At 35.4% G+C, this 26,209-nt stretch carries 33 protein-coding genes; 28 read left to right on the forward strand and 5 right to left on the reverse strand.

The annotated features are described in order from the left end of the window. Window positions 1-50: 50 nt before the first annotated feature. From BCI01S_RS22535 to BCI01S_RS22565, 7 genes are all read left to right on the forward strand, one after another. The gene (locus BCI01S_RS22535) at window positions 51-236 is read left to right on the forward strand and encodes a hypothetical protein (RefSeq protein ID WP_047944080.1); all 186 of its coding nucleotides are present in this window, start codon (window positions 51-53) and stop codon (window positions 234-236) included. Window positions 237-239: 3 nt separating this feature from the next. Further along, on the forward strand, window positions 240-695 hold the full coding sequence (locus BCI01S_RS22540; protein WP_061801147.1) for a helix-turn-helix domain-containing protein: 456 nt from the start codon (window positions 240-242) through the stop codon (window positions 693-695). Between the two features lie 418 nt (window positions 696-1,113). Continuing rightward, on the forward strand, window positions 1,114-1,383 hold the full coding sequence (locus tag BCI01S_RS22545; RefSeq protein WP_061801148.1) for a hypothetical protein: 270 nt from the start codon (window positions 1,114-1,116) through the stop codon (window positions 1,381-1,383). A 79-nt stretch (window positions 1,384-1,462) separates the two neighbouring features. Further along, window positions 1,463-2,380 (forward strand): terminase small subunit, encoded by a 918-nt coding sequence (locus BCI01S_RS22550; RefSeq protein WP_061801149.1) that lies wholly within the window; start codon window positions 1,463-1,465, stop codon window positions 2,378-2,380. Further along, entirely contained in the window at window positions 2,367-3,662 is a 1,296-nt protein-coding gene (locus BCI01S_RS22555) for a PBSX family phage terminase large subunit (protein ID WP_061801150.1), read from the forward strand. The genes BCI01S_RS22550 and BCI01S_RS22555 overlap by 14 nt, the downstream gene beginning before the upstream one ends. Window positions 3,663-3,676: 14 nt before the next feature. Beyond that, complete coding sequence (locus tag BCI01S_RS22560) at window positions 3,677-5,167, forward strand: phage portal protein (protein ID WP_061801151.1); 1,491 nt, start codon at window positions 3,677-3,679, stop codon at window positions 5,165-5,167. After that, a complete protein-coding gene (locus BCI01S_RS22565) occupies window positions 5,164-6,261 on the forward strand; it encodes a phage minor capsid protein (RefSeq protein WP_061801152.1) in 1,098 nt (365 codons plus the stop codon). The genes BCI01S_RS22560 and BCI01S_RS22565 overlap by 4 nt, the downstream gene beginning before the upstream one ends. Before the next feature lie 23 nt (window positions 6,262-6,284). Here the strand turns inward: BCI01S_RS22565 and BCI01S_RS26075 are convergent, their stop codons facing one another. Beyond that, complete coding sequence (locus tag BCI01S_RS26075) at window positions 6,285-6,464, reverse strand: DUF8096 family protein (protein ID WP_047944089.1); 180 nt, start codon at window positions 6,462-6,464, stop codon at window positions 6,285-6,287. A 152-nt stretch (window positions 6,465-6,616) separates the two neighbouring features. On the opposite strand from BCI01S_RS26075, the gene BCI01S_RS22575 reads away from it, so the two are divergent. From BCI01S_RS22575 to BCI01S_RS22660, 18 genes are all read left to right on the forward strand, one after another. Beyond that, window positions 6,617-7,279, forward strand: a complete 663-nt coding sequence (locus BCI01S_RS22575; RefSeq protein ID WP_061801153.1) for a hypothetical protein — start codon at window positions 6,617-6,619, stop codon at window positions 7,277-7,279. Window positions 7,280-7,298: 19 nt separating this feature from the next. Further along, a complete protein-coding gene (locus BCI01S_RS22580) occupies window positions 7,299-8,204 on the forward strand; it encodes a hypothetical protein (protein WP_061801154.1) in 906 nt (301 codons plus the stop codon). A 34-nt stretch (window positions 8,205-8,238) separates the two neighbouring features. Next, window positions 8,239-8,535: a hypothetical protein gene (locus BCI01S_RS22585; protein WP_061801155.1), complete on the forward strand. Its 297-nt coding sequence runs from the start codon at window positions 8,239-8,241 to the stop codon at window positions 8,533-8,535. Window positions 8,536-8,537: 2 nt separating this feature from the next. Continuing rightward, window positions 8,538-8,936 (forward strand): head-tail connector protein, encoded by a 399-nt coding sequence (locus tag BCI01S_RS22590; RefSeq protein WP_061801156.1) that lies wholly within the window; start codon window positions 8,538-8,540, stop codon window positions 8,934-8,936. Next, on the forward strand, window positions 8,929-9,270 hold the full coding sequence (locus BCI01S_RS22595) for a putative minor capsid protein (RefSeq protein ID WP_061801157.1): 342 nt from the start codon (window positions 8,929-8,931) through the stop codon (window positions 9,268-9,270). Before BCI01S_RS22590 ends, BCI01S_RS22595 begins: the two co-directional genes overlap by 8 nt. Then, complete coding sequence (locus BCI01S_RS22600) at window positions 9,267-9,617, forward strand: minor capsid protein (protein ID WP_061801158.1); 351 nt, start codon at window positions 9,267-9,269, stop codon at window positions 9,615-9,617. Before BCI01S_RS22595 ends, BCI01S_RS22600 begins: the two co-directional genes overlap by 4 nt. After that, entirely contained in the window at window positions 9,614-10,006 is a 393-nt protein-coding gene (locus BCI01S_RS22605) for a hypothetical protein (protein WP_061801159.1), read from the forward strand. The genes BCI01S_RS22600 and BCI01S_RS22605 overlap by 4 nt, the downstream gene beginning before the upstream one ends. 2 nt (window positions 10,007-10,008) lie before the next feature. Beyond that, complete coding sequence (locus BCI01S_RS22610; protein ID WP_061801160.1) at window positions 10,009-10,461, forward strand: phage tail tube protein; 453 nt, start codon at window positions 10,009-10,011, stop codon at window positions 10,459-10,461. Between the two features lie 14 nt (window positions 10,462-10,475). Further along, window positions 10,476-10,859 carry a DUF6673 family protein gene (locus tag BCI01S_RS22615; RefSeq protein ID WP_061801161.1) on the forward strand — a complete coding sequence of 128 codons (384 nt, stop codon included), beginning with the start codon at window positions 10,476-10,478 and terminating at the stop codon, window positions 10,857-10,859. Between the two features lie 13 nt (window positions 10,860-10,872). Further along, window positions 10,873-11,511 (forward strand): Gp15 family bacteriophage protein, encoded by a 639-nt coding sequence (locus tag BCI01S_RS22620; RefSeq protein WP_061801162.1) that lies wholly within the window; start codon window positions 10,873-10,875, stop codon window positions 11,509-11,511. Beyond that, complete coding sequence (locus tag BCI01S_RS22625) at window positions 11,512-14,925, forward strand: tape measure protein (RefSeq protein ID WP_082810127.1); 3,414 nt, start codon at window positions 11,512-11,514, stop codon at window positions 14,923-14,925. Beyond that, window positions 14,922-15,635, forward strand: coding sequence for a distal tail protein Dit (locus tag BCI01S_RS22630; protein ID WP_061801164.1), 714 nt, complete (start codon window positions 14,922-14,924; stop codon window positions 15,633-15,635). Before BCI01S_RS22625 ends, BCI01S_RS22630 begins: the two co-directional genes overlap by 4 nt. A gap of 36 nt (window positions 15,636-15,671) precedes the next feature. After that, window positions 15,672-20,546 (forward strand): gp58-like family protein, encoded by a 4,875-nt coding sequence (locus BCI01S_RS22635; RefSeq protein ID WP_061801165.1) that lies wholly within the window; start codon window positions 15,672-15,674, stop codon window positions 20,544-20,546. Window positions 20,547-20,608: 62 nt separating this feature from the next. Then, window positions 20,609-21,040, forward strand: a complete 432-nt coding sequence (locus tag BCI01S_RS22640; protein ID WP_061801166.1) for a hypothetical protein — start codon at window positions 20,609-20,611, stop codon at window positions 21,038-21,040. Continuing rightward, a complete protein-coding gene (locus BCI01S_RS22645) occupies window positions 21,040-21,267 on the forward strand; it encodes a hypothetical protein (protein ID WP_061801167.1) in 228 nt (75 codons plus the stop codon). The genes BCI01S_RS22640 and BCI01S_RS22645 overlap by 1 nt, the downstream gene beginning before the upstream one ends. Before the next feature lie 34 nt (window positions 21,268-21,301). Beyond that, complete coding sequence (locus BCI01S_RS22650; RefSeq protein ID WP_061801168.1) at window positions 21,302-21,700, forward strand: phage holin family protein; 399 nt, start codon at window positions 21,302-21,304, stop codon at window positions 21,698-21,700. A gap of 52 nt (window positions 21,701-21,752) precedes the next feature. Then, window positions 21,753-22,595: a glycoside hydrolase family protein gene (locus BCI01S_RS25810; RefSeq protein WP_082810129.1), complete on the forward strand. Its 843-nt coding sequence runs from the start codon at window positions 21,753-21,755 to the stop codon at window positions 22,593-22,595. A 154-nt stretch (window positions 22,596-22,749) separates the two neighbouring features. After that, window positions 22,750-22,950, forward strand: a complete 201-nt coding sequence (locus BCI01S_RS22660) for a hypothetical protein (RefSeq protein WP_061801169.1) — start codon at window positions 22,750-22,752, stop codon at window positions 22,948-22,950. Here the strand turns inward: BCI01S_RS22660 and BCI01S_RS22665 are convergent. Further along, complete coding sequence (locus tag BCI01S_RS22665) at window positions 22,934-23,887, reverse strand: DUF6414 family protein (RefSeq protein WP_061801170.1); 954 nt, start codon at window positions 23,885-23,887, stop codon at window positions 22,934-22,936. The genes BCI01S_RS22660 and BCI01S_RS22665 overlap by 17 nt on opposite strands. Window positions 23,888-24,056: 169 nt before the next feature. On the opposite strand from BCI01S_RS22665, the gene BCI01S_RS25490 reads away from it, so the two are divergent. Next, entirely contained in the window at window positions 24,057-24,200 is a 144-nt protein-coding gene (locus tag BCI01S_RS25490) for a hypothetical protein (RefSeq protein WP_156485490.1), read from the forward strand. Here BCI01S_RS25490 and BCI01S_RS22670 read toward each other — a convergent pair. Together BCI01S_RS22670 and BCI01S_RS22675 are read right to left on the reverse strand one after the other, a co-directional pair. Then, window positions 24,166-24,528: a YhjD family protein gene (locus tag BCI01S_RS22670; protein WP_061801171.1), complete on the reverse strand. Its 363-nt coding sequence runs from the start codon at window positions 24,526-24,528 to the stop codon at window positions 24,166-24,168. The two genes, BCI01S_RS25490 and BCI01S_RS22670, sit on opposite strands and share 35 nt — an antisense overlap. A 14-nt stretch (window positions 24,529-24,542) precedes the next feature. Then, complete coding sequence (locus BCI01S_RS22675; RefSeq protein ID WP_061801172.1) at window positions 24,543-24,872, reverse strand: YolD-like family protein; 330 nt, start codon at window positions 24,870-24,872, stop codon at window positions 24,543-24,545. 107 nt (window positions 24,873-24,979) lie between these two features. Between BCI01S_RS22675 and BCI01S_RS22680 the strand changes: the two genes are divergently transcribed. Further along, entirely contained in the window at window positions 24,980-25,198 is a 219-nt protein-coding gene (locus tag BCI01S_RS22680) for a WYL domain-containing protein (protein ID WP_061801173.1), read from the forward strand. Window positions 25,199-25,200: 2 nt separating this feature from the next. After that, the gene (locus BCI01S_RS22685) at window positions 25,201-25,461 is read left to right on the forward strand and encodes a YolD-like family protein (RefSeq protein ID WP_061801174.1); all 261 of its coding nucleotides are present in this window, start codon (window positions 25,201-25,203) and stop codon (window positions 25,459-25,461) included. 47 nt (window positions 25,462-25,508) lie between these two features. On the opposite strand, the gene BCI01S_RS22690 is transcribed toward BCI01S_RS22685, so the two are convergent. Then, on the reverse strand, window positions 25,509-26,072 hold the full coding sequence (locus tag BCI01S_RS22690; protein ID WP_061801175.1) for a DUF5067 domain-containing protein: 564 nt from the start codon (window positions 26,070-26,072) through the stop codon (window positions 25,509-25,511). Between the last annotated feature and the right edge of the window lie 137 nt (window positions 26,073-26,209).

Consider the following 26,209-nt stretch of genomic DNA (forward strand, 5'->3'; position numbering starts at 1 on the left):
ACCCGTTTCGTTTGGTGTCTTTTTTTATTTATCTAAATGAGGTGATAATGATGAATCCACTATTAAAAACACAGCTTAAAGAATGGGAAAAACAACATCTTAAGACTCAATCACCTAAGAAAAAATCAGTTGCAAAAAAGAAAGAACTCCTTTCACATAGAGACTTAGAAGAGCTAATGGGCATAAGAAAACCTACATATAGAAGACATAATGGTGCATTAAGACAAAGGGGGTAATTACTGATGAAGGAGAAAATCGAACAATTAATTAGGGATTATCACTGGATGAGTAATGAAGTGGATCGTTTGCAAAAAGCGTTATATGGATATGCACGACCAATGAGGAGTTGGGGAGTAGCCTTGTATGGAGATGAAGCTGGAATGCCTCGAGGAAGTTCTGGTAAAAGCCAGATTGAATTACAACAAATGGATATCAGAGAAGAACGTTTATATAACCGGCTACAAAAGTATCAAAAATATGTGATGGCTATTGAGATGGCCGGTGATCTTCTTGAAAATGAAAAGGAAAAAATCATATATGATTGTTTGTTAGATGGCATGAGTTATAGAGTAATAGGTAATCATTTAGGAATCTCTAAAGAACAAGTGAGAAGATTGAAATCCAATATATTGTGCCAAATGTGTCAAATGTGCCACTTTAGTACATTGTTGAATAAAGAAAAATCGGCAGTGTAAAATGGAAGGCAGGACGGGGAGGCGGTTAATAAGCTGCCTCCCCTACATTACCTTCGGTAAAGTAAAATAAAACTACCATTTTTCCATAATTACCCGATATAATATTTGGAGGTATTTTATGGAAAAAATTGATTTTAGTCCTGTCGGGGATACCGTTAATGGAATGGCTATCCAATTTGGAATAGTCATGATTTACTGGAGCAATAGCATTTATAGTAGTTTTTATTTTATTTAGGTTAATAAGAATTCCAAAACAGATAGCTAATTTTCTTGCAACTGCAGCATTTCTAGCTGCTTTATATTATTCTTTTACGCCAAATTATTTACCGTGGGTTCAAAGTTTGGTTGGTTAATTGCAGGAAAATATCTCCTTTTGTCGAATTATAGAAGTTAGAATGCTTATAGGGGGGAGATAAAAATGACTAACTTAGGAAATACACTCAAGTTAGGTGCTACTGTTTTTTCGATTGGCTTTGGATTTTTATTAATATTATTAAAGCTATTAGATTATTACAAATACAAAATTTATGGCCAGTGGCTTAGTAATGCTTCATACGAACAAATAGATGCAGTGTTTGCTGCAAGCGGTATAAATGATATGATTTTCAAATGCTCTATAGTATTAGGGATCGTTGGTATAATTATTTCTTTCTCAACCATTTCACAAGTTAATAGCAATTCAAGATGAATAAAAAAATTATTTAGAGTCCCTGCGGCTCTTTTTTTTTGTTCAAAACAATATAACGAAAGGAGTGGTGGTGATGTAAATGGCGAGAGCAAGAGATCCAAACAGAGATAAAGCGTATAATTTATGGAAAGAACGCAACGGAGAAATAACAAATAGAGAGATAGCAAATCAACTCGATATAGACGAGAAGAAAGTGGCTGTCTGGAAATCCCGTGATAAATGGGGACAGGATAACAAAGACAATGTTGTACAACAAAAAAAGAGTAAAACAAAGAATGTTGTACAACAAAAAGTAAAACAGCCTACTACGACAGAAGAGCTAACCGAAGATTTATCAATTGACAATTTCATAGACGATAGTGGATTGACCTTTAAACAAGGTCTTTTTTGTTTGTATTATGTTAGATCGTTTAATGCAACGCAATCAGCAATTAATGCAGGGTACTCACCAGCAACCGCACATGTACAAGGTCCAAGATTGTTATCAAATGTTAGAGTTAGAGAAGAAATCAAACGAATAAAGCAATCTATGGCCAATGAGCTGTTTATAGAGGGTGTAGATGTCCTGAATAAGATAATCAAAATAGCATTCTCGGATATAACAGACTTTCTTACTTTTGGTCAAAGAGAAGAGCCTATTATCGGTGCCTTCGGTCCTTTAACAGATGACAATGATAATCCGATAACGCAAGAAGTTAATTTCGTTGATTTCAAGCATTCTAATGTTGTAGATGGGACCTTAATAACAGAAGTGAAGCAAGGTAAAGAAGGTGTATCTATTAAACTTGAAGATAGAAAGTGGGCGCTAGATAAGCTGCTTAAATATTTCGAGACATTACCTGAACATCAGAAGTCTAAATTACAAGAAGAAAAGATTAAAGCGGAGATTGAGAAAATCAGACTGGAAACGAAGATTGATGATATCGATTCATCTAAAACGGTTATCGTAACCAACGAGGATGAAATGAGGAAGGTTTTAGAAGATGAATCTAATTAAGATAACCGACCTCATCAACAAGAACTTCTACTCTTTATGGTTGACTAAACAATCTCATATAATTGCTAAAGGCGGACGTTCTTCTATGAAATCGTCTGTAATTAGCTTAAAGCTTGTTACGGATTTCCTTAATGATCCATTGGGCAATGTTGTATGTTTAAGAAAAGTCGGTAAGTACTTATCAACTTCTATTTACGAACAAATAAAATGGGCCATTTATATGCTAAAAGTAGAAGAGGAATTTTACTTTGGTAAGAGTCCATTAATGATAAAACATAAGGCAACAAATACAGCCTTTTACTTCTATGGTTGTGATGATCCAATGAAACTAAAGTCAGCAAAGATTGCTAAAGGTTATGTAATGGCATTGTGGTTTGAAGAAGCTGCCGAATTTGCTGGTGTTGAAGATATAGACATTGTAGAAGATACATTCATCCGTCAAGAGATTGAAGGAAAAGAGGTTAAGGTTTATTTTTCTTATAACCCGCCTAGAAATCCGTATAGTTGGATTAATGAATGGTTAGATGGAAAGTCTTCTGATGATGATTATTTTATCCATCATTCAACATATCTTGATGATACAAAAGGTTTCCTATCTGCCCAGATGATTAGGAAAATCGAGAAATACAAAGAAAATGATTATGATTACTGGCGCTGGATGTACAATGGAGAGGTAATAGGATTAGGTGAAATGGTATACAACATGAACCATTTCAAAAAGTTAAGCGAATTACCAACTAATGATGATATCTTAATGATTAGTACAGCATCCGATACAGGGCACCAAGTATCTGCTACAACTCACTTAGCTTTTGGTTTTACTAAGCGGAGAAACGTTATCTTATTAGATACCTGGTATTACAGTCCAGATAATAAGGTGGAAAAGAAAGCACCAAGTGAACTATCAAAGGATTATAAAGAATGGATTGATAAGATTCGAAAAGAATATCATCGTCCAATCGATAAAATGACTATTGATAGTGCAGAAGGAGCATTAAGAAACCAAATATACAAAGATTATCACATTCGATTAAATCCGGTTGCTAAGAAAAAGAAAATCGACATGATTGATAATGTTCAAGACTTACTCTCTCAGGGTAGGTTTTTTTATTTGGACACAGACAATAACAAGATATTTATTGAAGAGCATAAAAAGTATCAATGGGATGCAGAGTCGAAAAAGACAGATGATCCGAAAGTTATTAAAGTAGATGACCATACTTGTGATGGATTCCAATACTTTGTTAACGATAATTTGAAAAAGTTAGGACTTAAATTTTAGTAGGCGGTGATTAAATGTTTAAATCACTTATGAGCAAAGTAAAGGGGGTGTTGCAGAAAATGGGGATCGTTAAAACAGTAAAACAATTATCTGATATCAAAAACATTCCAGTAGATGACCAGTTTTATAAGTTGATAGAACAATGGAAAGCACTCTATCAAGGTTATTTTAGTGACTGGCATGACTTAACTTATCAAACAGTTAATGGACCTAAAAAACGTCGTATGGCATCCTTAAATATGCCGAAAGTGGTATCTCAAGAGATGGCGTCCCTAATCTTTAATGAACGATGTGAAATCAATATCTCGGATGAAAGATTGTCAAAAGAAATTAAAAAGATCATGAAGGAAAACAAATTTGTCAAAACCTTTCAAGATTATCTAGAGTTTCAATTTGCTCTTGGCGGGATGATTATTAAACCATATGTTGAAGATGGTCAAATAAAGCTTTCCTATGTCACTGCCGATTGCTTTATCCCTGTTAGTTGGGATAACAAAGGTATTCATGAAGCGGTATTTTTAAATGAAATCCGTAAAGGAGACAAGAAATACACTCACTTAGAGTGGCACTTATGGGATAAAAAAGTATACATCATTAAAAACGAACTTTTTGTATCTGATAAGAACTCTGGTGAGGTTGGCAAGAAAGTACCTTTAGCGACTTTATTCCCTGATTTGGCAGAAGAGGTAAGGATAGAAAATTTAAAGCGCTCGTGCTTTGTTTATTTTAAGCCAAACCTTGCTAATAACATTGACATGACAAGCCCTTTAGGAATACCGTTGTTTGCTAACGCACTTGATACACTTCATTCAATTGATATAGCATTTGATTCCTTTCAACGAGAATTTCGTCTAGGGAGAAGAAGAATTCTAGTTCCTACTACTGCAGTAAAAGTAGTAATCGATGAAAATGGGAATGCGCAACGTTATTTCGATGCAGATGATGAAGTTTATCAAGCGATGGATTTTGGTGATATGGATGCTAATAAAATCCATGATAATACGGTTGAGATCAGAGCAGAGGAACATATAGCAGCAATTAACGCACAATTAGATTTATTATCTATGCAAACAGGGTTTAGCGGTGGCACGTTTAACTTCGATGGAAAAAGCGTAAAGACTGCAACAGAGGTTGTAAGTGAAAACAGTAAGACATTTAAATCAAAACAATCTCATGAAAATATTCTTGAAGCTGGAATAACTGAATTGGTTGAGGTTATTGTACAATTAGCAGAATTATATAAACTGTTTAATCGACCAGCAGATGGATGGGAAGTAACAGTAACTTTTGATGATTCGATTGCCGAAGATCAGAATGCTGAAATTGCCAAACAGATACAGCTTGTCACTAATAAGCTTAATTCTCGAAAGCGAGCAATCATGAAGTTGCATGGATTAACAGAAGAAGAAGCAGAGCAACTAATACAAGAAATAGCAGAGGAGAATCAAACAGCTACAGCAGAAGCGATTGACTTCTTTGGTATGAGTAGGGCTGATGCAGAATGAATCCAAGTTTAAATCAAAAATTAGCGCAACCCACAATAGATGTTTATTTAGCTATTGAAGAGCAACTCTTAATTAATCTTGCTAAGCGGCTGAAAAAGAATAAATATTTGCTGGATGATATTCAAGCTTGGGAAGTGGCCAATTTATTAGAAGTTGGTTCTTTGTCCCAAGAAAATATTATCACTATTGCTAAATATAGCGGGCTAGCAATCGATGAAATTACTAAGCTACTTCAAGAAGCGGGATATTATGCTGTTAATGGAGTAGATAAAGACTTGCAGGAAGCGGTAAGACAAGGTTTTATTATTATGCCAAAAACAGAGCCACAAACTAACATACATCCCATATTATTGAGCTATCAGCAACAAGCGATCAACACTTTTAATTTAATAAATACAACCATGCTAGAACAATCACAACAAATCTATATTGATACTTTAAACAAGACAGTAGGGAAAGTATTAACTGGCACCATAACACCTCAACAGGCACTTAGAGAAACTGTGAATGAGTGGTCTGAGAAAGGCATACCAGCATTAATAGATAAAGCTGGGAAACAATGGTCAACAGAAGCATATGTAAGTACTGTCACTAGATCGTTAAGTAATAATGTTGCTAATACTATGCAAGATAATCGCATGGATGAATATGGTGTAGACTTGATTGAAGTCTCAGCACATATGGGAGCAAGACCACGTTGTGCGCCTTACCAAGGCGAGATATATTCTCGGAGTGGTAAACATCCTAAGTATTCGCCGTTATCTCGAACTAGTTATGGAGAAATTGCAGGGCTTAGAGGAATAAACTGTGGACATATTTTCTATCCGTTTATTGAAGGGTTTTCTAGAAAAAGATCTGTACAGATTAACGATGAGCAAAACGATATTGCTTACAAACTGTCTCAAAAACAAAGGTACTTAGAAAGGCAGATTCGCTATGCCAAACGTGATCTAAATATCATGGGTGTAATGGGAGATGAAGTGGGGATAAAAGCAGCTAAAGCACTTGTGAGAGCTAGACAAGAGAATATGCGTAAATTCATAAAAGAAACAGGAAGAACAAGAAGACGTAATCGAGAGCAATTAGCTATATAAACAAAAATAGACCCGAATATGGGTCAAATAGTTTTCTTCATACCACATTTACGACATTCTCTTAGAAAGACGTAATTTTTAACTGAGCTTTTAAATTGAGCATTACCGCAGTTATCGCAGATTCCTGCTTGCACATCTGGATATTCTCTGTAGTCATAAATTATTGATGTGTCGTAACCTTTGTAGTTATTTTCATCTGACATAGCGTTCACCTAGATATATTTATTTTTGACAACTGAATTATTATACAACAACTAAACGCTTCTTACTATGAGGTGTTTTTTCTTTGTCCTTTTATCTGTAGTGGACACGATAAATCAAACAGAAGTTTAATACCCACATGGGAGGTCTATATATGAATCTTTTAAAAAAATCCGATCAAGCGGTGAAACTTGAAGACAACTTATTACAATTAGATTTACAATTCTATGCTGAAAATGACGTACCACCAGGAGATAATCCTCCTGAAGATACGCCACTAAATGACTCACCTACAGTTGACAAGCCTGAAGACACGCCACCAGCAAAGACATTTACACAAGAAGATGTAAATAACCTTGTTGCAAAGGAAGCGAAGAAGGCACAAGAAAAGCTTTTAAAGCAACTTGGGGTCGAGGATTTTAACAATGCTAAAGAGGGGCTTACCAAGTTCAAAGAATGGCAAGAGTCACAAAAGACTGAAGCGGAAAAGCAAGCAGAGAGATTAAAAGAGCTAGAGGCTAACTACTCAAATACAAGCAATGAGAATGCTATTTTGAAAGCACAAATTAGTGCTATGAAAGCTGGTGTCCTTGCTGAATCGGTCGAAGATGTAGTTACGCTTGCTAAAACAATGGTAAGTGATGATTTAGACATGGATGCTGCTATTGCAAAGGTAGTTGAGAAGTATCCTCATTTTGCGCAGAAACAAGAGAAAGTAGATGAGCCTAAGCCATCTTTCTCTCTTGGAAAGCATGAAAAACAACCATCATCTGAAATGGATGCTTGGTTAGAAGCATTTGGAGTTAAAAAACAATAAATTAAATGGAGTGATATGAATGCCAGTAAATTACGCTGAACAATACCAACAAGCTGTACAACAAGCATACTTTGGAGGTCTTTACTTCCGAGATTTATACGAAACACCAAATAACCAGAACATTAAATGGACTGGTGCTAAAACGATTCAAATTCCAAGAATCACAGTAGGTGGTTTTATTGATGTTGATAGAGATGTAGCTAGCAATTTTGCACGTCGTGCAGATAATGATTGGGAACCTAAGACATTAGCACATGATCGTGAATTCCCAATGTTTGTAGATCCACAAGACGTAGATGAAACCAACACAGTATTGTCTATCGCTAATATCACAAGAGTATTTAACACAGAGCAAAAAATCCCAGAGATGGATAAATACTTAGCATCTAAACTTTATAGTGAGTATACAAACTATGGAGGACAAGCTCTAACAGAAGAATTAACGGTAGATAACATTCTCACTATTTTTGATCAAATGATGGAAGACATGGATGAAGCGGAAGTACCACAAGAAGGTCGTAAACTATACGTTACTTCTCCAGTAAAAACGTTATTGAAAAATGCTGAAAAAATCCAACGAAGCATGGACATTAAAGGATCAGCAGCAAACGATGCTAATAGAAATCTTCGTTCATTAGATGAGGTTACAATTATTTCTGTTCCAACTTCTCGAATGAAGACAGCTTATAACTTTACAAGTGGTGCGGTCCCAGCTACTGGAGCAGGACAAATCAATATGATTTTAATTCATCCATCAGCAATTATCACACCACAAAAATATGATTTCGTGGACCTTGCTGCACCAAGTGCAACAACTGGTGGTAAGTACTACTACTTCGAGCGTAAATATTGGGATGTGTTCTTATTCGAAAAGAAAGTACCTGGTGTTAAAATCCACGTTACAGAGGCAGGAACAGGGGCTTAATGCCCTTGTTACTTAATTAAATGGAGGTAATCAAATGGGACAAGTAACAGTAAGAAAAAACAATAAAGTGTTAAATATTGAAGATACTCGGTTAGAAAGTTATTTAGTGCAAGGATTTGATCAAATTGATAAAGAGGGAAGGATAGTAACTAAAGCTACTGGTGGTAAATCAGTTTCTTTAGCTGAATATAATAAAGTTGTTGAGGAATTAGAATTATTAAAAAGTAATGGTGCTGCCAAAGAATTAGAAGAGGCGAAAAAGGAAATCAGAGTATTAAAAACAGAAAACACAAAGTTAAAGAAGGCTTTAGAAGAAAAAGCTGGTGAATAATGATGGCTTACATTGATAAGCAGTATTATGATGATGTCTATAAAGGAACAGAAGTGGACGAAGTAACTTTCAATAGATTATCAGAAAGAGGAAGCGAAATTGTTGATGAAATAACAGGATATAAGTTAAAACAAGCCTTCCCATTCGATAAATTAAACGCATTCTTTAAAGAACAAGTAAAAAAAGCTACTGCTGCACAAGTGGAATACATGATTCTGCAAGGTGAAGGAGTAGAACATGGTGATTCAGACATTTCCAGCGTCACTATTGGAAAGTTTAACTATTCCGAAGGGCAAAACCCTACTAGGTTAACAAGAGAGCAATTACGTACGTCTCCTGCAGTTATAAGCTATTTAAAACCAACAGGGTTACTCTATAATGGGATTGATGTAAATGGCTAAAGTTAAACCAATTCCTAAAAAGTTATTGATCCACACAATTGAATACGAAGAATTTGTAAGAGATGGCTCCTTTGGTGAAGAATTTGCACCAACTGAGACCATCTCTTTTGTGTTGGTGCAACCATCTAGCAAGTTGCGAAGGGATGGTAATGGAGAAGAAGTCCAAACGCTTGGAGTTATCTTTTTAGACGCGATGAACACACCAAATTTTAAGCCTTTGAAAGAAAAGTCCAAGGTTAGATTTAAAGAAAAGGATTATCGAGTTATTCAATGCGATAGCTTATATGCATTAGATCCAGATATACCCCACCATTATGAGGTGAATTTGATATGAGTAGGGTAAGAATTCGAACTAATTTAAACGGTATAGCTAGACAAATATCAAGAGCAAAAGAAAGAACCCAATACGCACTGGATAATCAGATTTTAAAAGACGATAACGAATTTATTCCTGCAGACACATGGAATTTACGTGATTCCTCCATACGTGGTTCTATTATTGGGCAAGGAATATTGCAATGGTCAACCCCATACGCAAGGAATCTTTACTACAACCCACAATACAACTTTTCTTTGGAGAAGAATCCTAAAGCGGGTGGTCTATGGCATGAACGTGCTAAAGCAGCATATGGAGATGACTGGACTAGACTTGCGCAAAGAGAAATGGAAGATAACCTATGACAATGGACTTTTTAGAGAGATTAGTATATTTATTAGACGCCCAAAAGTATTACTCAACGGTGCTATCTCCTATTCTTGGGACCGGAAATAGCATTGCAGTGACAACTTTACCTTCAAGAACTTATCAATACTACATGGATGGATCATATAGCCAAGGATATGCTTTCCAAATCAGCACTAAGCACGATCAACAATTAGTTGCTTATAATACATGCCAATTGATTGTTGATTTTTTAAAGGCTAGAAAGTCTATACCTAGTGAAAACAACTCATATGAATTCGAAGGAATAGACATACAAACAAGCCCAAACCTTCTTATGAAGGATGATAAGTATTACATTTTCACAGCGCAATTAAGCGCAAATTTACTAGTTTACAAGGGGGATTAACAATGCCATTTCATTTAAACTATTTGACTACCTATAAAATCGGTGAAACAAAAGAAGAACTATTACCATTAGCTGCAGGTATCTCTACTGTTGATCCATCAAATGAGGAATCTACGGAAGAATACAGCTATTATGATGGAGCCGGCGGAACAGAAACAGAAACTACTGGATTAACATCATCTTATGCATTCAGTGGTAACCGTAAATATGCTGACGATCCAGCACAAGAACTAATTAGAAACAAATTATTTACGCTTGGTCAAGGTCGAGAAGTGTATTTTCAAGTAACAGAGCCGGATGGACGTGTAATTGAAGGTCCAGCAACATTACAAGATATCACTCCTCATGGTGGAGATGCGAATGCTCGTGCAACCTTTGAATTTACAGTTACGTTTAAAGGTCTTCCAACTGATACAAAGCCTGGTGAAACAGGAACACAAACAACAGAAGAATAATTAGGAGGTAACATATGTCTATTAATATTAATTTAAGTAACCAATCCATTATCCCCGTGAGATTCGGGGAGTTTGATTTTAATGTAGATATCTCGGATGCCGGGAAAGAAAAGCTAATGGGATTAATCGAAGAATTTGAAAATCGAAATACAGATATCGTTGAGGTAAAAGATAAAGAATCATTTGCTAAAGCGATTGAAGAAACCAAATCTATTTTAAAAAGCATCTATGATCCATTATTCGGGGAAGGTTCATTTGATAAGATTTATAACAAGTATCCAGATGTAACTTTGCTGTCTAATAGCTTTATAGACGTTGCAAATGGTGTAATGGCCGAGTACGAAAAACGTACAAGACGAGAACAAAAAGATAATTATGTAGCAAATCTAAAAAAGTAAGTAGGTGAGGGCAATGTTTTCCCTTGCTCGAAAATTACAGAACTCAATTGACTATAATGGCGTTACTTACAAATTGAATTTAGCTTTTGATAATGTCCTTTTAGTGTTTGATGTACTAAAGGATGATACCATTGATGATTTGTTCAAGGTAATTGTTATATTGGATTTACTTTTAATCGATGGTCATGAATTGCCTGACGAACAAATGGTTGAACTATATACACTCATTATGGAAACGGTCATCCTTCAAGGTAAAAAGCAAGAGATCAAACGAGACCTTGCTGGTAATGTCATTGATGAAGATGAGGGTGATAAAAAACTATATAGCCTAGAAGAAGACGCACAGTATATCTATGCGTCTTTTTTATATGATTATCAAATTGACTTAATCGATCAACAAGGGAAGATGCATTGGTTTAAGTTTAATGCACTATTAGCTTCTTTAAGTGATGACACGATGTTTAAGCGGGTTATTGATATTAGACAACGTATGCCAAATAAACACATGACAGGTGAAGAGAAAAGCAATCTCATGAAGCTAAAGCAACTATATGCACTAAAGAAATCCCAAGAAGAAATAGAATTCGAAGCAATGGATTTAGCAGAGAAACAAGCTTACATCAAACAAAAGATGGCTGAGAGGGGTGAGTAGATGGCAGCAGATGGATCAGTTGTTATTGAGATATCCCTTGATGATTCAAACGTATCTGGTCAGATACGAAATATAGACCGTGACTTTAACCGTGTAGGAAGTAGTTTTCCGCAAACTTTTCGTAATAACATGAGACAAATACGTACTAGTCTAGGACAAATACGAACTAGCATTAGTGATACTTTTTCTGCTGCCGCCAACTCAATCCGTAATACATTTACCCGAGCTAATCCCTTTCGTTCGTTGTTTACTGGATTGCGATCAGCAACTAGTGGTATAACTTCTCGGATGACAAGCGGTTTTTCTAACGCGTTCAGCCGTATGAGGAGTTCAGCAAGTAACTCAATCAGTCGTATGAGACAGGAATTTTCCTCTTTAGATCGCTCTGTCGAAAGTCCGTTGAAAAGCATGCTGAAAATGGCAGCAACAATAACTGGAATTACTGGTTTAATGAATTTAATGGGTCGGGCTATTAGTCGTGTAGATACGATAGATACCGCAACAAAATCATTAACGGTTCTAACAGGCTCCGCAGAAGATGCGAAGTTGGTTATGAACGACTTGGTTGATGCTATCGATGGAACACCTATCGCATTAAATGACGTAGCTTTAGGTGCTAAGAAAATGGTTGCTGCAGGGATGAAAGCTGAAAAGGTAAAACCTGTTTTCAAGTCTATTGCAGATGCTGCCTATGGAGTTGGGGATGGCGCTCAATCTATAGACCAAATTACAAGCGCTATAGCTTCCATGCAATCAGCTGGGACGGTTTATGCAGATGATATTAATAGATTAGTAGATGCTGGGATACCAGCATGGCAAATGCTCGCTAACCAAACCAACCAATCAGTAGCTGATATTAAGAAAGACACATCTAAAGGTTTGCTAGAATCAAACGATGCAATCGATATGCTTGTTGATGGTATCCAGAATGGAACGGACGGTATTGCAGGAAGTACTGCTGCTATGGCTGGATTAGCCAAAACAGCAGGAGACACAATTTCTGGTTCATTCGGTAATATGCGAACAGCAATTGTTAAAATAATGGCCAACGTTGCAGACGTATTAAAAGGCGATATTATCAATGCCTTAAAAGGACTAACAAATGCTTTTAAAGCTGTTGCTCGTGTAACTGGTAGTGAAACTTTCGCTAATGGTTTAAGACGGATGGTAGACGCTTTGAAATTACTATCCCCTGCTTTACTAGGAGTAGTAACTGCCCTTGCGATATTTAGCACTTATATGGGAATGACTAAATTAATCGGTATGTTAGTAGGTGCCTTTACAGCGTTAGGAACTGCTATAGCAACCAATCCAGTTGTTGCATTTGTTGCAGCTCTTGGTGGATTAGCGGTAATGTTGGTCAATTTATATAAAACGAATGAAACTTTCCGGAACGGAGTACAAAAAACATGGTCCTTTATAACTGATATATACCAAAAATCAGTAGACGGGATTAAAATAGCCTTAGCTTCTATAATGCCAGGACTCCAAGCATTCGGTAATTGGTCAGCAGATAAACTAATTGCTGGCTTTGCTTGGTTAGGATCTGTTGGTGTAAAAGCTATTAGTGCAATTTCTACAGGTCTGGCTATTGCCGGAGATGCTATTTCATCATTCTTTGATTATCTTGCGAATAGTGCTGTAGGGCAAGCGATTTTAAATGCATTGAAATTATCTTTTGAAAATATTACGAACGTTTTATTAACTCTTGTTCCTTTCTTGAGTCGATTAGCATTAGGATTTATAGGGGTAACAGGACCTTTAGGAATAGTAATATCTCTAGCAATCACGTTTGCTGCAACACTCCTTAAAATGGGTGGTTTCTCAGCTGAGGGGATAAATAAAGCGTTAAAAGATATCGGCAAAATGCTGATGGGAATCCTTGATACAGCACTAGTCTTAATTCCACAGTTTATCAAAATTGGAGCAGATTTAATTGTTAAATTGATGGAAGGAATTGCCCAAAGTATTCCTAAATTGGTCTCTGTAGCAGAACAACTAATGAACATGCTTAATGAAGCGATAACAACTTATCTGCCAATAATTATCGAAGTTGGTCTCAAAATCATTACTGCGATAGCAGACGGAATAGTGCAATATTTACCGATTATGATTAATGCGATTATTTCTATAGTGACTTTTCTTGTGGATACGATCGCTCAATATTTGCCAACAATCATTAGTGTTGGTATAACAATTCTTACTAATTTACTGGAAGGTATTTTAACTGTACTTCCTGAGGTTATCAATACAGCAATTTTAATTATCACTTCTTTATTAGGGATTATGGTTGATAATTTGCCAATGATTTTATCAGCCGGGATTGATATTCTGAATGCACTGATTGGTGGATTGACTGCTGCCTTACCTGCATTACTAACAGCAGCCCTAACGATTATAATATCTTTAGCAACGGCTCTTCTAGACAATTTACCACAAATTTTAGAGGCTGGAATTGAATTACTGATGGCCCTAATTGATGGGATTATTTCAATTCTTCCTATGCTTATCGAAACTGCGCTCACCTTAATTATTACTTTTGCTACTGCTTTGATTAAAGCTTTGCCGCAGATCATTTCAGCTGGTATAAAAATTCTAAATGCTCTTATTCAAGGAATTGTTCAGCTGATACCAGCATTAATTGCCTGTGCCTTAAAATTAATCATTACTTTAGCCGGTGCAATTATAAAAAATCTACCACAGATTTTGTCAGCAGGAGTAAAAATCTTGAAAATGCTTGTACAAGGAATCTTAAGTATTATAGGTACTTTGCTAAAAGCAGGAGCAGACTTGATTATAAAATTAGCAAAAGCGATAGGTGATAAGCTTTCAAAAATCAAGGACAAAGGAAAAGAAATAACAGGAAAAGTTGTTGATGGAATAACTAGCACCATTTCTAAGATGGTTTCAATCGGTGAGGATATAGTCTCAGGTATTGTAGAAGGGATAGGAAATGGATTTGGGTGGGTTAAGGATAAAATTAGCTCACTTGGTGGAAAAATTACAGATTGGGCTTCTAGCGTTCTAGGTATACATTCTCCATCAAGAGTTATGAGAGATGAAATTGGTAAGTGGATTCCTGCGGGTGTAGCTGTCGGAATAGATGCGGATGCATCCAGAGTTGAAAAATCGATGAAGAATATGCTATCTATTCCTAAGTTTACTGCAGAAGGTGCTGTAGGTATTAACGGTATTGGGCTGAACAATCAATTATCTGCAAGAAATCGTGTTAGAAGTGCTACGGTAAATAATTCTTCCAATTCTGATACTAAATCAAACATTGCTCAGAAGGTTGAAGCTGTGATAAATATTGGAGGATATCAAGCCAGAGGATTGATTGAATATATTTCTTCTCAACAAAGCAATAACAAAAAAAGAGATAAAAGAAATTTTAATGGGGGTGTTTCATATTGAGTTTTAATATTACTTTTAATGGACATATTCTCCCTATTAAAGTCAGACAAGTTGGGGGAAGAGGTCCTATTCATCAAGAAGTTATCGGCCAATCTAAACCCAATTCCCCAGGTAGTTATTTTTTAAAGAGAAGATTAATAGAAAGACAGATACCTGTTGATTTTGTGTTGCCAAGTAGGGGATTAAGTCAAACGAGAAAAATAATAGATGCCTTAAATAGTGTTTTATATGTTACAGAACCAGCACCGATTATTTTTTCTGATGAACCAGACAAAACTTATTATGGTTTAATGAATGGAAATCCTGATTGGGATGAGATTGTTTTTAGAGGTAGGGGAACCCTACCTTTTCTTTGTCCTGATCCATTAAAATATGGTAAAGAGAAAACAGTAGCATTGACAACGATTATTAACGAAGGAACAGCTTCATGCACTCCTATTTTTAATGTTGAATTCACAGAATCTGCAAATGAATTCCGGATACAAAATGAGAATGGAAAGTTTGTTAGAGTCATATGGGCATTTGTTGCTGGTGATAAGTTAGTGGTTGATTTTAAAAGAAGGAAAGTCACTATTAATTACGCAGTAAGAATGACAAGTTTAGATTTTAGTAGTAACTGGTTTGAATTGAGACCAGGAGAAAATAAATTGACGGTTATGCCTTCTAGTGCCGCTACCACAACTATAACCTATACCCCGACTTGGTTATAGTATGATGAAATAAATAGCAAAGAAAGGAGGAAACCTATGCCCAATTTATTAATATTTGATCCTGCAGACAATTTCCTTGCAGTCTTATCTAATGAAGCAGAAGAGGCATGTGCATTTTGGGATGCCCCATTTAAAGAAATGCTTAATCAAGGATCAACATTTGAGTTCATGGCAGATGGAACACATGAAGATTCGAAATATATCATAGCTGAAAACCAAGTAGCTTTTATAGATAAAGACGGAGCATTTAGGCTATTTGTAATTAAAGAACCTGAACGAATTGATGGAGAATCTGGACCAGAGATACACGCCATTTGTGAGCCTGCTATGCTTGAGCTAAATGACGAGATTATCACAGATGTAAGACCATACAACACCACTTTACGTGCTGCTCTTACTAGTGCTTTAAATGGGGTAAGATGGCAAGTAGGACAAACCAGTGATAACTTTGGATTAAACTCTACAAACTTTTATTATATAAGTGTAACAGAAGCTATCGAGAAAATCGTAAATACCTGGGGCGGAGAAATCCGCGATAGAGTGGAAATACAAGGTAATAGAATCGTAGGTAGATATATTGATATTTTAACCATGCGTGGAACGGACACAGGTAAGCGTTGGGAAATGGATAAAGATATCCTAAGTATCCGTCACCAAGTACAATCCTATCCCAAAACGGCTCTCTATGGTCGTGGCGCTTCACTTGAATTAGAAGATGAAGATGGAAACGCTACTGGCGGTTTTTCCCGTAAAATCTCTTTTGCAGAGGTAGAATGGAAAAAAGCTAACGGATATCCAGTTGACAAGCCAAAAGGTCAAGAGTGGATTGGCGATCCGGAAGCTTTAAGTATTTATGGCCGTCCAAATAAAGACGGTACCACTCGCCATCGATTCGGAATTTTCGAATCCAGTGAACAGGAAGACCCAGCACAATTATTATTAGAAACCTGGAACGCACTTCAAGAACAAAAGCATCCACTCGATAATTATGAGATGGATGTTTTTTTAATGGAAGAACTTACGGGATATGAACATGAGAAAGTTCGCTTAGGGGATATTACAGTAGCTATAGACCGTTCTTTTGCCAAACCAATTGAAGCAGAAGAAAGAGTGATATCCTTTGAATACGATGTTGCGGACCCAAAACATTCCGGAAAAGTAGAACTTGGCCAGTTTATCAATTTATATGATGCAGAGTTAGATAATCGTGTTGATAAGCTTGAACGGAAAATAAATGATCGTGCAGGTATCTGGGATAATGCGACAAAAATAATTGATGCAGCTAACGGTAAAAATAAAAATTACTACGGCCCTATAGAGCCTGTCGGTGAGTTTATCGAAGGTGACTTATGGTTTAAGGTCATTGATGGAGAGTATACACAAACGTATCGATGGAATGGAGAACAATGGCAACTAATCGTGGATATGGATGTTAATGTCGCGAAAGAAGAAGCTGCAGAAGCTACAGAACGAGCAGAGGATGCTTTTAAGAGAGCTAACGAAGCAACCGAAAATGCACAAAAAGCTATTGAAGATGCCCAAACTTCATTTGATAAAGCGCAAGATGCATTGGATACGGCAAGTGCTGTTAATAGTATTGCAGTTGATGCGGTTAATGTGGCTAATACGGCAAAACAAAATGCTCAAAATGCTTTAAATAAAGCTACTTCTTTAGAGACAGAAGTGGGATCAATAAGTGATGATTTAGCAGAAGCAGGCGGCAAGATAACCACCATTGAACAAAATGTGGATACGATTAATAATTCTTTAACTACAACAATTAGAACGCTATCTAATTTAGATGGAGTTGTATCGGAACAGCAAACGGTAATTACAGCATTAGATGAAAAAATAGAGTTAAGAGCAACTAAAACAAGTGTAGACACACTCACGGGGCGAGTATCCGACACAGAGAGCAATATCAAGTCTATGGCTGGACAAATATCGCTCATGGCTAAAGCCGAGGATGTTTATACAAAGGCACAAGTTGATTCTTCTTTGAAAGGAAAAGTTGATACATCTACTTATACAAGTAAGATGTCTCAAATTGATTTATCGATAAATGGTATAACTAATCGTGTTTCTTCTACAGAATCAAATATTAACACTATTAATAGCAATATAGCTAGTCTTGATATTAAAGCAGATGGAATTATTTCTTCTGTTTCACAAGTTCAGACCAATTTAGATAATTTACAAATCGGTGGAAGGAATTTAATGAAAAATTCCATTGATTTTTCTAAATGGACTAAATTTACTTATGGTGGCGCGAGTGGTACCTGTATAGTAACTAAACTTTCAGAAAAGTTTAAAGGGTATGATGCTTATAATATAACTAAAAACGGTACAGGAACGGATATCGGTATCCAAAAAGGAATAGATCTTGAAATTGGAAAAATATATACTGTGTCTCTTTATTATCGTTTACCACAAGGGGCAAGTTTTGGGACAGGAAACGGACTTCCGTTTTTAGTAAATAGAGCGAACAATAGCGGTAGAGCTCAAAACAGAAACTTCATAGCTGATGGAGAGTGGCATAGAGCTATTTTAACAGCTTCCACTACCGATGCAGGATTTACCATTCGATTAACATTAGGTAATTTCACTTCGATAGATGTTGCCTTAATTCAAGTGGAAGAAGGAAACAAAGCAACCGACTGGACACCAGCGCCTGAAGATATGGCAACCGTATCACAATTTAGTACATTAGAACAAACGGTGAACGGCTTTACGACAAGGGTTGGAACTGTAGAAGGGAATATAAGTTCTTTACAACAAACTGCAAGCAGTTTAGCAAGCAGAATAACAAATACAGAGGGCGATATTAGTACGCTCACTCAAACAGCAAAAGGTCTTCAAAATCGCGTTTCAGATGCAGAAGGAAACATCACTAGTGTTACTCAGATTGCAACAGGGATACAATCACGAATCACCAATGCTGAGGAAAGTATTAACACACTTACCCAAACAGCAAGCAGTTTGACGAGTACCATTTCAAGTGTGCAAACCGATTTAAATAATTTAGAAATAGGCGGGAGAAATCTTGTCCAAAACACTTCTAGCGATTTTAAAACCGCAACTTTCGGTGGATGGGATTTTTATTTCGCTGACAAAGTACAGCATTGGTCAAAAGGAATGACATTGACTGGTCGTATCTATCTTAAACCTACTAATCAAGAAGCTTCTATAATGCTTCATGTTAGGTATACCAATGGGACTTATACTCAATATAGAGGTTCGATTATAAAACCCAATGAAGAAGGCTATTCGGTTGTAACTGCAACAATCCAAAATAGGGATGATATTAGTCATATAGAGTATTCTATTCGACATAGTTCAGCTACTACACCTAGTGATACTGTCCAATATAAAGAAGCTAAAGTAGAGAAAGGAAATAAACCTACCGACTGGACACCAGCACCCGAAGATATGGCAACCGTATCACAAATATCTCAATTATCGGATGCTATCAATCTAAGAGTTACAAAAGATGATTTAATGACTCAAATTAACTTAAATCCGCAAGGTATCCTAATACAAGGGAAGAACCTTATTTTAGATGGAAATACTACTGTAAACGGCACCTTTAAAGTAGGAAACGGTAATATCACTAGCTTGGATGCGGGGAAAGTAACTACAGGAACATTGGATGCAGCCAAAGTAAGTGTTGTAAATCTTAATGCCAGCAACATTAAAACAGGAACATTAAGTGGCGTTAGGATTATATCAACAGCAAGCGGAGATACAACAGAGATTACAGGGGGAAATATTTCTTCTACGGGTACAATCACTCGAATATTTGGCGCTTCTAGTATAGCGACATATGTATCTACTTTTGATAGTTATAATGGTGTGGTTCGTGTAGGTATTACAAGTAAAAAGTCCGGCGGAGTGGAAAGAGTTGATTCGTCGGGTGGTAGAGCAACTATGTTAACTGACAAAGGAATCACAACACAGCGCGCGGTTCACTCGGGAACTTCTGATAAAAACGGCGCTAGATTCATAGATTTCTTTGCAAACGAAACTATAAATTCTGGCGTACAAGGTTTGGGTATGCACATATTTAGTGGTCAAGATATGCGGATAGAAGCAACAAACGGAATCACGCTAACACGTGCTGGAAATAGTGATAATGTATTATTCGTTGATGGTGATATGAGGGCAAGACAAGCGCTTGTTAATACTATTCAATATAATAACGATTTTAGCGGCGTGAATATCTATATTAAGCCTAGTGCAACTGGTGAAGTAAGATTTACAGCTGCAAACACTACGGAAAACTATGTTGATATAAGAGCAAGACAAGTATTCTCAAACACTCTTCAAAATAATAGCGGTGTTGATGGCGGAAATATGTATATCAAACCTGCCGGAAGCGGAGAATTAAGAGTTACAAGGGAAAATACCTTAGATACTTATCTTGATTTTAGAGCTAGACAAATATTTGCTAACACTCTTCAGAGAAATAGTGGAGCAAGCGGCACTAATATTTATATTAAGCCTGCTGGCGGCGGAGAAGTGAGAGCAACAGTAGAAAATACAACAGATAGCTATGTACCTGTACGTGCATCTTCATTTCCCACTGCTTCACTGGCCAAATATAAGCAGGATATTAGACCGCACACTGATAGTGCACTAGCTATTATTAATAGTGCAACTATCTATGATTACCGATTACGTTCGGAAGTTTCTCAAGGTAAGGACAGAGTTCGTATTGGATTGGTCATTGGTGAAGGATATAAAACGCCATCCTGTGTTGTAGATGGAGACGGTGTAGAACAGTACATGATGAATAGTTTGTCATGGTTTGCCATTCAAGAGTTGGATAAAAAATATAAAGCATTAGAAGTTGAAAACTTTGTTTTAAAACGCAGAGTAGAAGAATTAGAAAAAGCTGTTTATGCAGCATAAAAAAATTAAAAGCAAAGCTGATCGTAAAATTCGGTCAGCTTTTTATTATGGAGGAAAAACACATGAAAATAGCAATCAAAGTATCTTATTTACCATCAGTAACAGAATTTTTATATAACCTAACACTTAAAGGAAAACAATCTCGACATCGTTCTCGCTTTGTTAAAGCTATGCAAGAAAAGTGGAAACAAGTTGTGGAAGAAGAACAAGAATTGCTGAAAGAATATGCTGGAGTAGATGAAGAGGGAAATCCGAAAAAGAAAGATGGCCAATACGATATCAAAGATGTAAAAGGCTTTAAAGAACAGCAAAAGGAATTATTCGATGAAGAGTTCATTCTTGAAGGAGGCGATGCTACTGGTTATCTCAAAACAGTGAAAGAAATCGTATTTGACTATGATGAGGAAGTCAGCGGAAAAGATGCAGAAGCATATGATTATCTTTGTGAAGTATTTGAAGAAAGCGAAAATGAAAATAAGGAGGAAAATAAATAATGATTACAATTGAAGTAACAAGCGTAAATATCGCGTATTCAAAAGGTGTTGTTAGTGGGGTTAATGTTAACTTTTTTGCAACACATGAGCATCAAACAATCAATTTAAATGGATATATTCCTTTAACATTCGAGGAATACACTCCAATCGCGAATGACATCAGTGGTTTGCAAGCTAAAGTCAAAGAAAAGGTAATCGAATCAATTGTAGGAACAGAAGCCGAATAGGCTTTTTTATTTTCGGAAAATAGGGGGAAGGAAAGTGGAAAGATTAGATGTTTTTTTCAAATTAGTAGTAACAGCATTTGGAGGTATCACAGGTTATTTATTTGGAGGATGGTCGCCATTGGTTGGGATTTTATTAACATTTATAATTATAGATTATGCAACTGGATTAATCGCAGCGGGTTATAATGGCCAGCTTTCAAGTAAAATCGGCTTTCGGGGTATCGCTAAAAAAGTAATGATATTCTTCATTGTCGCTGTTGCTCATCTTTCTGACAAAGCAATCGGAACAGATAGTATGCTTATGCAGGCAGTTATTTGGTTTTATTTAGCTAATGAGGTAATTTCCATAATTGAAAATGCTGGGAAAATCGGAGTAGGAGTACCAGATCAGATTAAGAATCTAGTAGAGGTATTAAGAAATAAGGGGAAATAAGAGTGGCTTAACAGCTGCTCTTATTTATTTTTATAAAAACGGAGGAATGAAAATGAAATTATCAAACAATGGACTTGCGTTGATTAAAAGCTTTGAAGGTGTACGTCTAACTGCATATAAAGCAGTTTCAACGGAAAAACATTGGACAATCGGTTATGGCCACTATGGTCCTGATGTAAAACAAAATATGAAAATTACACAAGCACAAGCAGATGCATATCTAAAATCAGATGTTGCACGGTTTGAGAAGGCAGTAAACGAAAATGTAAAAGTACCACTTAATCAAAATCAATTTGATGCGCTTGTATCATTTACTTATAATTGTGGTGAAGGTGCATTACAAAGAAGTACTTTGCTTGAATTACTAAATCAAGGGAAATATGAAGAAGCAGCTGATCAATTTGATGTATGGATAAAATCAGGAAATAAAGTATTAAACGGATTGGTTAAAAGAAGAGCGAAAGAGAAGGAATTATTTCTTAAAGACCTTCCAGAAGAGAAAGTGGAAAAGCCAAAGAAAACAACTTCTTCTACAAAAGAAAATGTAAAAACTTATCAAGTGACTAAACAGCATAACGGTTATGCTACTGCAGCAGATGCTAAGTCTAAGAAAGATAAAAAGACAACCGTACCAAAAGGCAAGTACTATGTCTTTAATGAATCCCAAGGCATGATTAATGTCACAACTAAAAAAGGGGTGCCAGGTAGCTGGATTAATCCTTCTGAAACTACTGCCAAAGCAACTAAGTCGGATTATCATATTGTGAAGAATAATGAAAACCTTACTAAGATTGCTAAGAAATATAAAACATCAGTAGCGGCAATACAAAAGTTAAATCCTAGTATTAAAAACCCTAATTTAATCTATCCAAAACAAAAAATCCGCATAAAATAATACGGATGGATATAAAAAATAGTTATACAGCATGATTATCTCACACACGAGCCCTTCTCTTTAGTGAGAAGGGCCTTGTAATTTTTAACAATAATTTTCTTTTTGAATAATTTATTACATGATAAGATAAGATTACTTATAAGGTGGTGGTTAGATGTTGTATAAGAAAACCGAAAAAATATATAAAGATACATTTAGCGATATGAAAAAACTCAATCAAGAATATGAGAATTTAGCGAATAAAAATAAGGAAAAATCTATTGAAATTAGAGAAAGTATTAAAACTAATTCAGACTTGTTTGCTATGAAAAAGAAATCTAGAGAAAGCTTATTTGATGTTATTCATAAAAAATAGCGATAGGAGTTACTAAATAATCTCCACTTTTTAATATATTAAAAGAACCAAGCATTACATCGAACATGAATTCAGGTACGATATCTAAATTTTCTGGAGAAAAATCAAATTTTTCCTCAATTTTAGTTGATACCTTTTTCTTATTCCCAATAACTCTGGCTAGAATTGTAACTTTTCTTTTTTTATCAGGACGAAGATAAAGAGCTTCAGAAGATATTCGTAATGAATTTTTATTTATGATACCAAGTACATTATTAGTTTTAATAATTGAAAGGTTTCCTAAGGTTTTAGAAAAATATCCACTGACTACATTAATTAACTTAAATCCCTTTATAGCAGCCTCAGTTCCTAAGTCCTCATTTATAACATTTAAAGCCCACTCTTTTTTTTCTCTTTCAGCAACCGTTGGATTTTTTTTCTTAATGATTCTTTGAGCTTCTAATAAGTCTTTTTCGGAATAGTTTTGTGACATCATAAAACGTAAGCTTTCAAGATCAATCATATTATTTATCATTTCAAAATCATAATAATTAAATGGAGCTGTAAAAAGTGAAATATCACCTTCGACAGTACTATCGATTTCCTTAATTAACTCTTTTTCTTTTAATTTCTCAATAAGCAAAACGATAGAGTAATCATGAAATGCTTTATTTAAAATGTCTTTTTGGCTATCCAGAAAAGATTTTGATTCTACAGATGTTTCATTCCCATTATTACCAATGTTAGCTCCTAAAGAAACGTTGAAGCCAGGTAACGCATTAGTTCCAGTAGAGGCAGAAGCGTTGATACCTGCACTTTTTCCACGTGAAGTTTGTTGTCCAGCAGATTCTATTTGTTGTTCCCATTGCTCATGAGAAAAATTATTAATGATCCCTTTATCAATTTGAGCAATAAGAGAATTCATTAAATCTGTATCCAAGTATAATATTTCTTTCATTTGTACCCTCCTGAAATTTTTATTTATTATAGGTTATAATTTACAACAAAAATACAATTATTGCTATTTTTTGAGAATAATAGACAAATGTTTATCTTGTCATTTCGTGAACAGAAAGGAATTTACTTCCACAATAAAGAAACCTCCTTAGTATGAAAGGAGGGATAAAATGACCGACTATGAAATATTGCTAATGCTGAAAGAACAGTACGAATCCACACAAGACTCCTCAAATTTAAAACTTCTAATCGATACCTTCTTAGATAACTTTCCTGTGATTAATCCAAATGATGATGTAAAAAATAATAATTAAGCAGCTTTTCTGTGTTATTCCGTAAGTTGTCATTAAAGTATCTATGCACCTCATGGTACCCGCTAAAATAGAAATTGTACTCGGTAAAATACCCGTCGTTCTCTCCCTTTGTTAGTTTCCACTTATTCTTATACATCTTTGTTTTATTTTCACGCATGTCCTTTTGAACTTTTTTCATTGTATGTTCAATTAAGTTTATATAGACTTGCCTAAGCTTAAAGGGAGCTGCATTAGCAACTTTTAAATCACGATCAAGCACAGTCAACAACATTGGAAAGTATATAGCATTTTCGAATATGTTTCTTTCTTCTTCGGTTAGTCTGCTCATATGCTCTGCTCCGTTTATACTTTTTCAACATCCACTAACTTTCTAAAAGAGATGTAATGAATTTGATTATTTTCATCCTGGATACGTAGCTGGTTGTTTAAATAATCTATGTAAACAGTGCGGCCAATCAAAGTATCTATGTAACCATTATTATATAGACTGTATTTTAGCAGCTGATTATATTCCATAGCTTCATGGATCAATATATCTATATCATTCAACTTGTCTTCGTCTAATGTAGGTTGTGCAATCTTATTTTGGCTCTCAATAACTTCTTTTACTCCTGCAACATGTTCAGGCAGCATCATCGCTACCCACTTTTTCGTACCCCGGTCTTTTAACATATCCCCATCTCCTTTTCGATAGGATAATTATATAAGAACAATTGTTCTATTTCAATGTTGTTTTCGAACGGACGTTCGCATATAATATCCAAAAGGGAGTCTAACTGATGAAAGGTTTACTTAAAAGAGCTGTTATGAATGGTGAAGTTTTAGAAATGATTTATCTAAATACAAAAGAAGAAATTAGTCAACGTAGGATTAAAGTCATCAAACTTAATGAAGAATCGTTTAGTGCTTACTGCTTTACTCGTAATCAGCAACGTACTTTTAAGATAAGTAATATTTTATCGGTTGGACCAGTACGGACAGTAAGGAGAGGTGCATAATTATGACGTTAACAAAACCTAAGAAGGTTAAAAAGCCATCAAGACCAAGCCGAGACGAGTTTGAATTAGAGGAACTTGCCAATACTTTAACAGAAGCATTAGAGGATAAAGCTGAACTTAGATTAACTGTATGGAAGAGAGAAGATCCTGTAAGAGGTAAAGTAGTTAAAATGGATGGTAATACTAAATTAATTCATATAGAGAATTTCTCAGAAACAATTAAAGTGCCTTTTATGGATATTTTATTTGCTCAGAGATTTTAAAAGCCCAACTCATATGAGAAAGGCTTTTATTATTATATATAAAACGTTTATTTAATATTAAAATTTTGTTCGCCTAATTTATCGCCACCCAATCCTTGTGTAGCTATTAATGTTACAGGAGTTTCTAAATCATCTAATTCATAAGCTACCGCGTTTTTAACTGTTCCATTTTTTTTAATTGTTTCTAGTTGAGAATCAAGGAATTGATCATCTGGAAGCCCGCCAACTTCAAGAGTATTAACTGAATTAGTATTATTATCTTGTACTGCTTCGAATACTGCCATCCATCCAGTAGTTGGATCAATATCTTTATCACTTAAATTAGTTGTTTCATACCAAATTGCAAATACAGGTTTTTCTCCATATTCATTTCCTTTTTCACCCGGTTGAATAACTTTAGTCTCTGTGATTTTGATTTTTAAATCAACTAATTTTGCCTCATTATCTTTAAAATAGACTTCATTATTCGTCTCTTTTTCTTCACTTGTATTTACTGTAGTTTCCTTTTTATTTCCAGATTCAGAACTTTTTTTCGTTCCTTCTTCTTGATTTCCGCAACCTACTATTAAAGATAGTGTCAACGCAGGAATTAATATTAAAATTTTTTTCATTGAATTTCCCCCTGATTTTTTCTACTAAGTAACAAATATTTTACAGTTTAAGTGGAAATATTACTACATTTTCGACAAAATTAGACAATGAAAAATAATTAAAAAGACCCAAATCATTTGGGTAGGGCTGCGTTATT

The sequence above is a fragment of the Niallia circulans NBRC 13626 genome (assembly GCF_001591585.1).
GTDB lineage: Bacteria > Bacillota > Bacilli > Bacillales > Cytobacillaceae > Niallia > Niallia circulans.

Bases quoted from the DNA above. Each gene is read 5' to 3' on its own strand.
- BCI01S_RS22535 (WP_047944080.1), top strand. From the start codon at position 51: ATGAATCCACTATTAAAAACACAGCTTAAAGAATGGGAAAAACAACAT.
- BCI01S_RS22545 (WP_061801148.1), top strand. From the start codon at position 1,114: ATGACTAACTTAGGAAATACACTCAAGTTAGGTGCTACTGTTTTTTCG.
- BCI01S_RS22550 (WP_061801149.1), top strand. From the start codon at position 1,463: ATGGCGAGAGCAAGAGATCCAAACAGAGATAAAGCGTATAATTTATGG.
- BCI01S_RS22555 (WP_061801150.1), top strand. From the start codon at position 2,367: ATGAATCTAATTAAGATAACCGACCTCATCAACAAGAACTTCTACTCT.
- BCI01S_RS22560 (WP_061801151.1), top strand. From the start codon at position 3,677: ATGTTTAAATCACTTATGAGCAAAGTAAAGGGGGTGTTGCAGAAAATG.
- BCI01S_RS22565 (WP_061801152.1), top strand. From the start codon at position 5,164: ATGAATCCAAGTTTAAATCAAAAATTAGCGCAACCCACAATAGATGTT.
- BCI01S_RS26075 (WP_047944089.1), bottom strand. From the start codon at position 6,464: ATGTCAGATGAAAATAACTACAAAGGTTACGACACATCAATAATTTAT.
- BCI01S_RS22575 (WP_061801153.1), top strand. From the start codon at position 6,617: ATGAATCTTTTAAAAAAATCCGATCAAGCGGTGAAACTTGAAGACAAC.
- BCI01S_RS22580 (WP_061801154.1), top strand. From the start codon at position 7,299: ATGCCAGTAAATTACGCTGAACAATACCAACAAGCTGTACAACAAGCA.
- BCI01S_RS22585 (WP_061801155.1), top strand. From the start codon at position 8,239: ATGGGACAAGTAACAGTAAGAAAAAACAATAAAGTGTTAAATATTGAA.
- BCI01S_RS22590 (WP_061801156.1), top strand. From the start codon at position 8,538: ATGGCTTACATTGATAAGCAGTATTATGATGATGTCTATAAAGGAACA.
- BCI01S_RS22595 (WP_061801157.1), top strand. From the start codon at position 8,929: ATGGCTAAAGTTAAACCAATTCCTAAAAAGTTATTGATCCACACAATT.
- BCI01S_RS22600 (WP_061801158.1), top strand. From the start codon at position 9,267: ATGAGTAGGGTAAGAATTCGAACTAATTTAAACGGTATAGCTAGACAA.
- BCI01S_RS22605 (WP_061801159.1), top strand. From the start codon at position 9,614: ATGACAATGGACTTTTTAGAGAGATTAGTATATTTATTAGACGCCCAA.
- BCI01S_RS22610 (WP_061801160.1), top strand. From the start codon at position 10,009: ATGCCATTTCATTTAAACTATTTGACTACCTATAAAATCGGTGAAACA.
- BCI01S_RS22615 (WP_061801161.1), top strand. From the start codon at position 10,476: ATGTCTATTAATATTAATTTAAGTAACCAATCCATTATCCCCGTGAGA.
- BCI01S_RS22620 (WP_061801162.1), top strand. From the start codon at position 10,873: ATGTTTTCCCTTGCTCGAAAATTACAGAACTCAATTGACTATAATGGC.
- BCI01S_RS22625 (WP_082810127.1), top strand. From the start codon at position 11,512: ATGGCAGCAGATGGATCAGTTGTTATTGAGATATCCCTTGATGATTCA.
- BCI01S_RS22635 (WP_061801165.1), top strand. From the start codon at position 15,672: ATGCCCAATTTATTAATATTTGATCCTGCAGACAATTTCCTTGCAGTC.
- BCI01S_RS22640 (WP_061801166.1), top strand. From the start codon at position 20,609: ATGAAAATAGCAATCAAAGTATCTTATTTACCATCAGTAACAGAATTT.
- BCI01S_RS22645 (WP_061801167.1), top strand. From the start codon at position 21,040: ATGATTACAATTGAAGTAACAAGCGTAAATATCGCGTATTCAAAAGGT.
- BCI01S_RS25810 (WP_082810129.1), top strand. From the start codon at position 21,753: ATGAAATTATCAAACAATGGACTTGCGTTGATTAAAAGCTTTGAAGGT.
- BCI01S_RS22660 (WP_061801169.1), top strand. From the start codon at position 22,750: ATGTTGTATAAGAAAACCGAAAAAATATATAAAGATACATTTAGCGAT.
- BCI01S_RS22665 (WP_061801170.1), bottom strand. From the start codon at position 23,887: ATGAAAGAAATATTATACTTGGATACAGATTTAATGAATTCTCTTATT.
- BCI01S_RS25490 (WP_156485490.1), top strand. From the start codon at position 24,057: ATGACCGACTATGAAATATTGCTAATGCTGAAAGAACAGTACGAATCC.
- BCI01S_RS22670 (WP_061801171.1), bottom strand. From the start codon at position 24,528: ATGAGCAGACTAACCGAAGAAGAAAGAAACATATTCGAAAATGCTATA.
- BCI01S_RS22675 (WP_061801172.1), bottom strand. From the start codon at position 24,872: ATGTTAAAAGACCGGGGTACGAAAAAGTGGGTAGCGATGATGCTGCCT.
- BCI01S_RS22680 (WP_061801173.1), top strand. From the start codon at position 24,980: ATGAAAGGTTTACTTAAAAGAGCTGTTATGAATGGTGAAGTTTTAGAA.
- BCI01S_RS22685 (WP_061801174.1), top strand. From the start codon at position 25,201: ATGACGTTAACAAAACCTAAGAAGGTTAAAAAGCCATCAAGACCAAGC.
- BCI01S_RS22690 (WP_061801175.1), bottom strand. From the start codon at position 26,072: ATGAAAAAAATTTTAATATTAATTCCTGCGTTGACACTATCTTTAATA.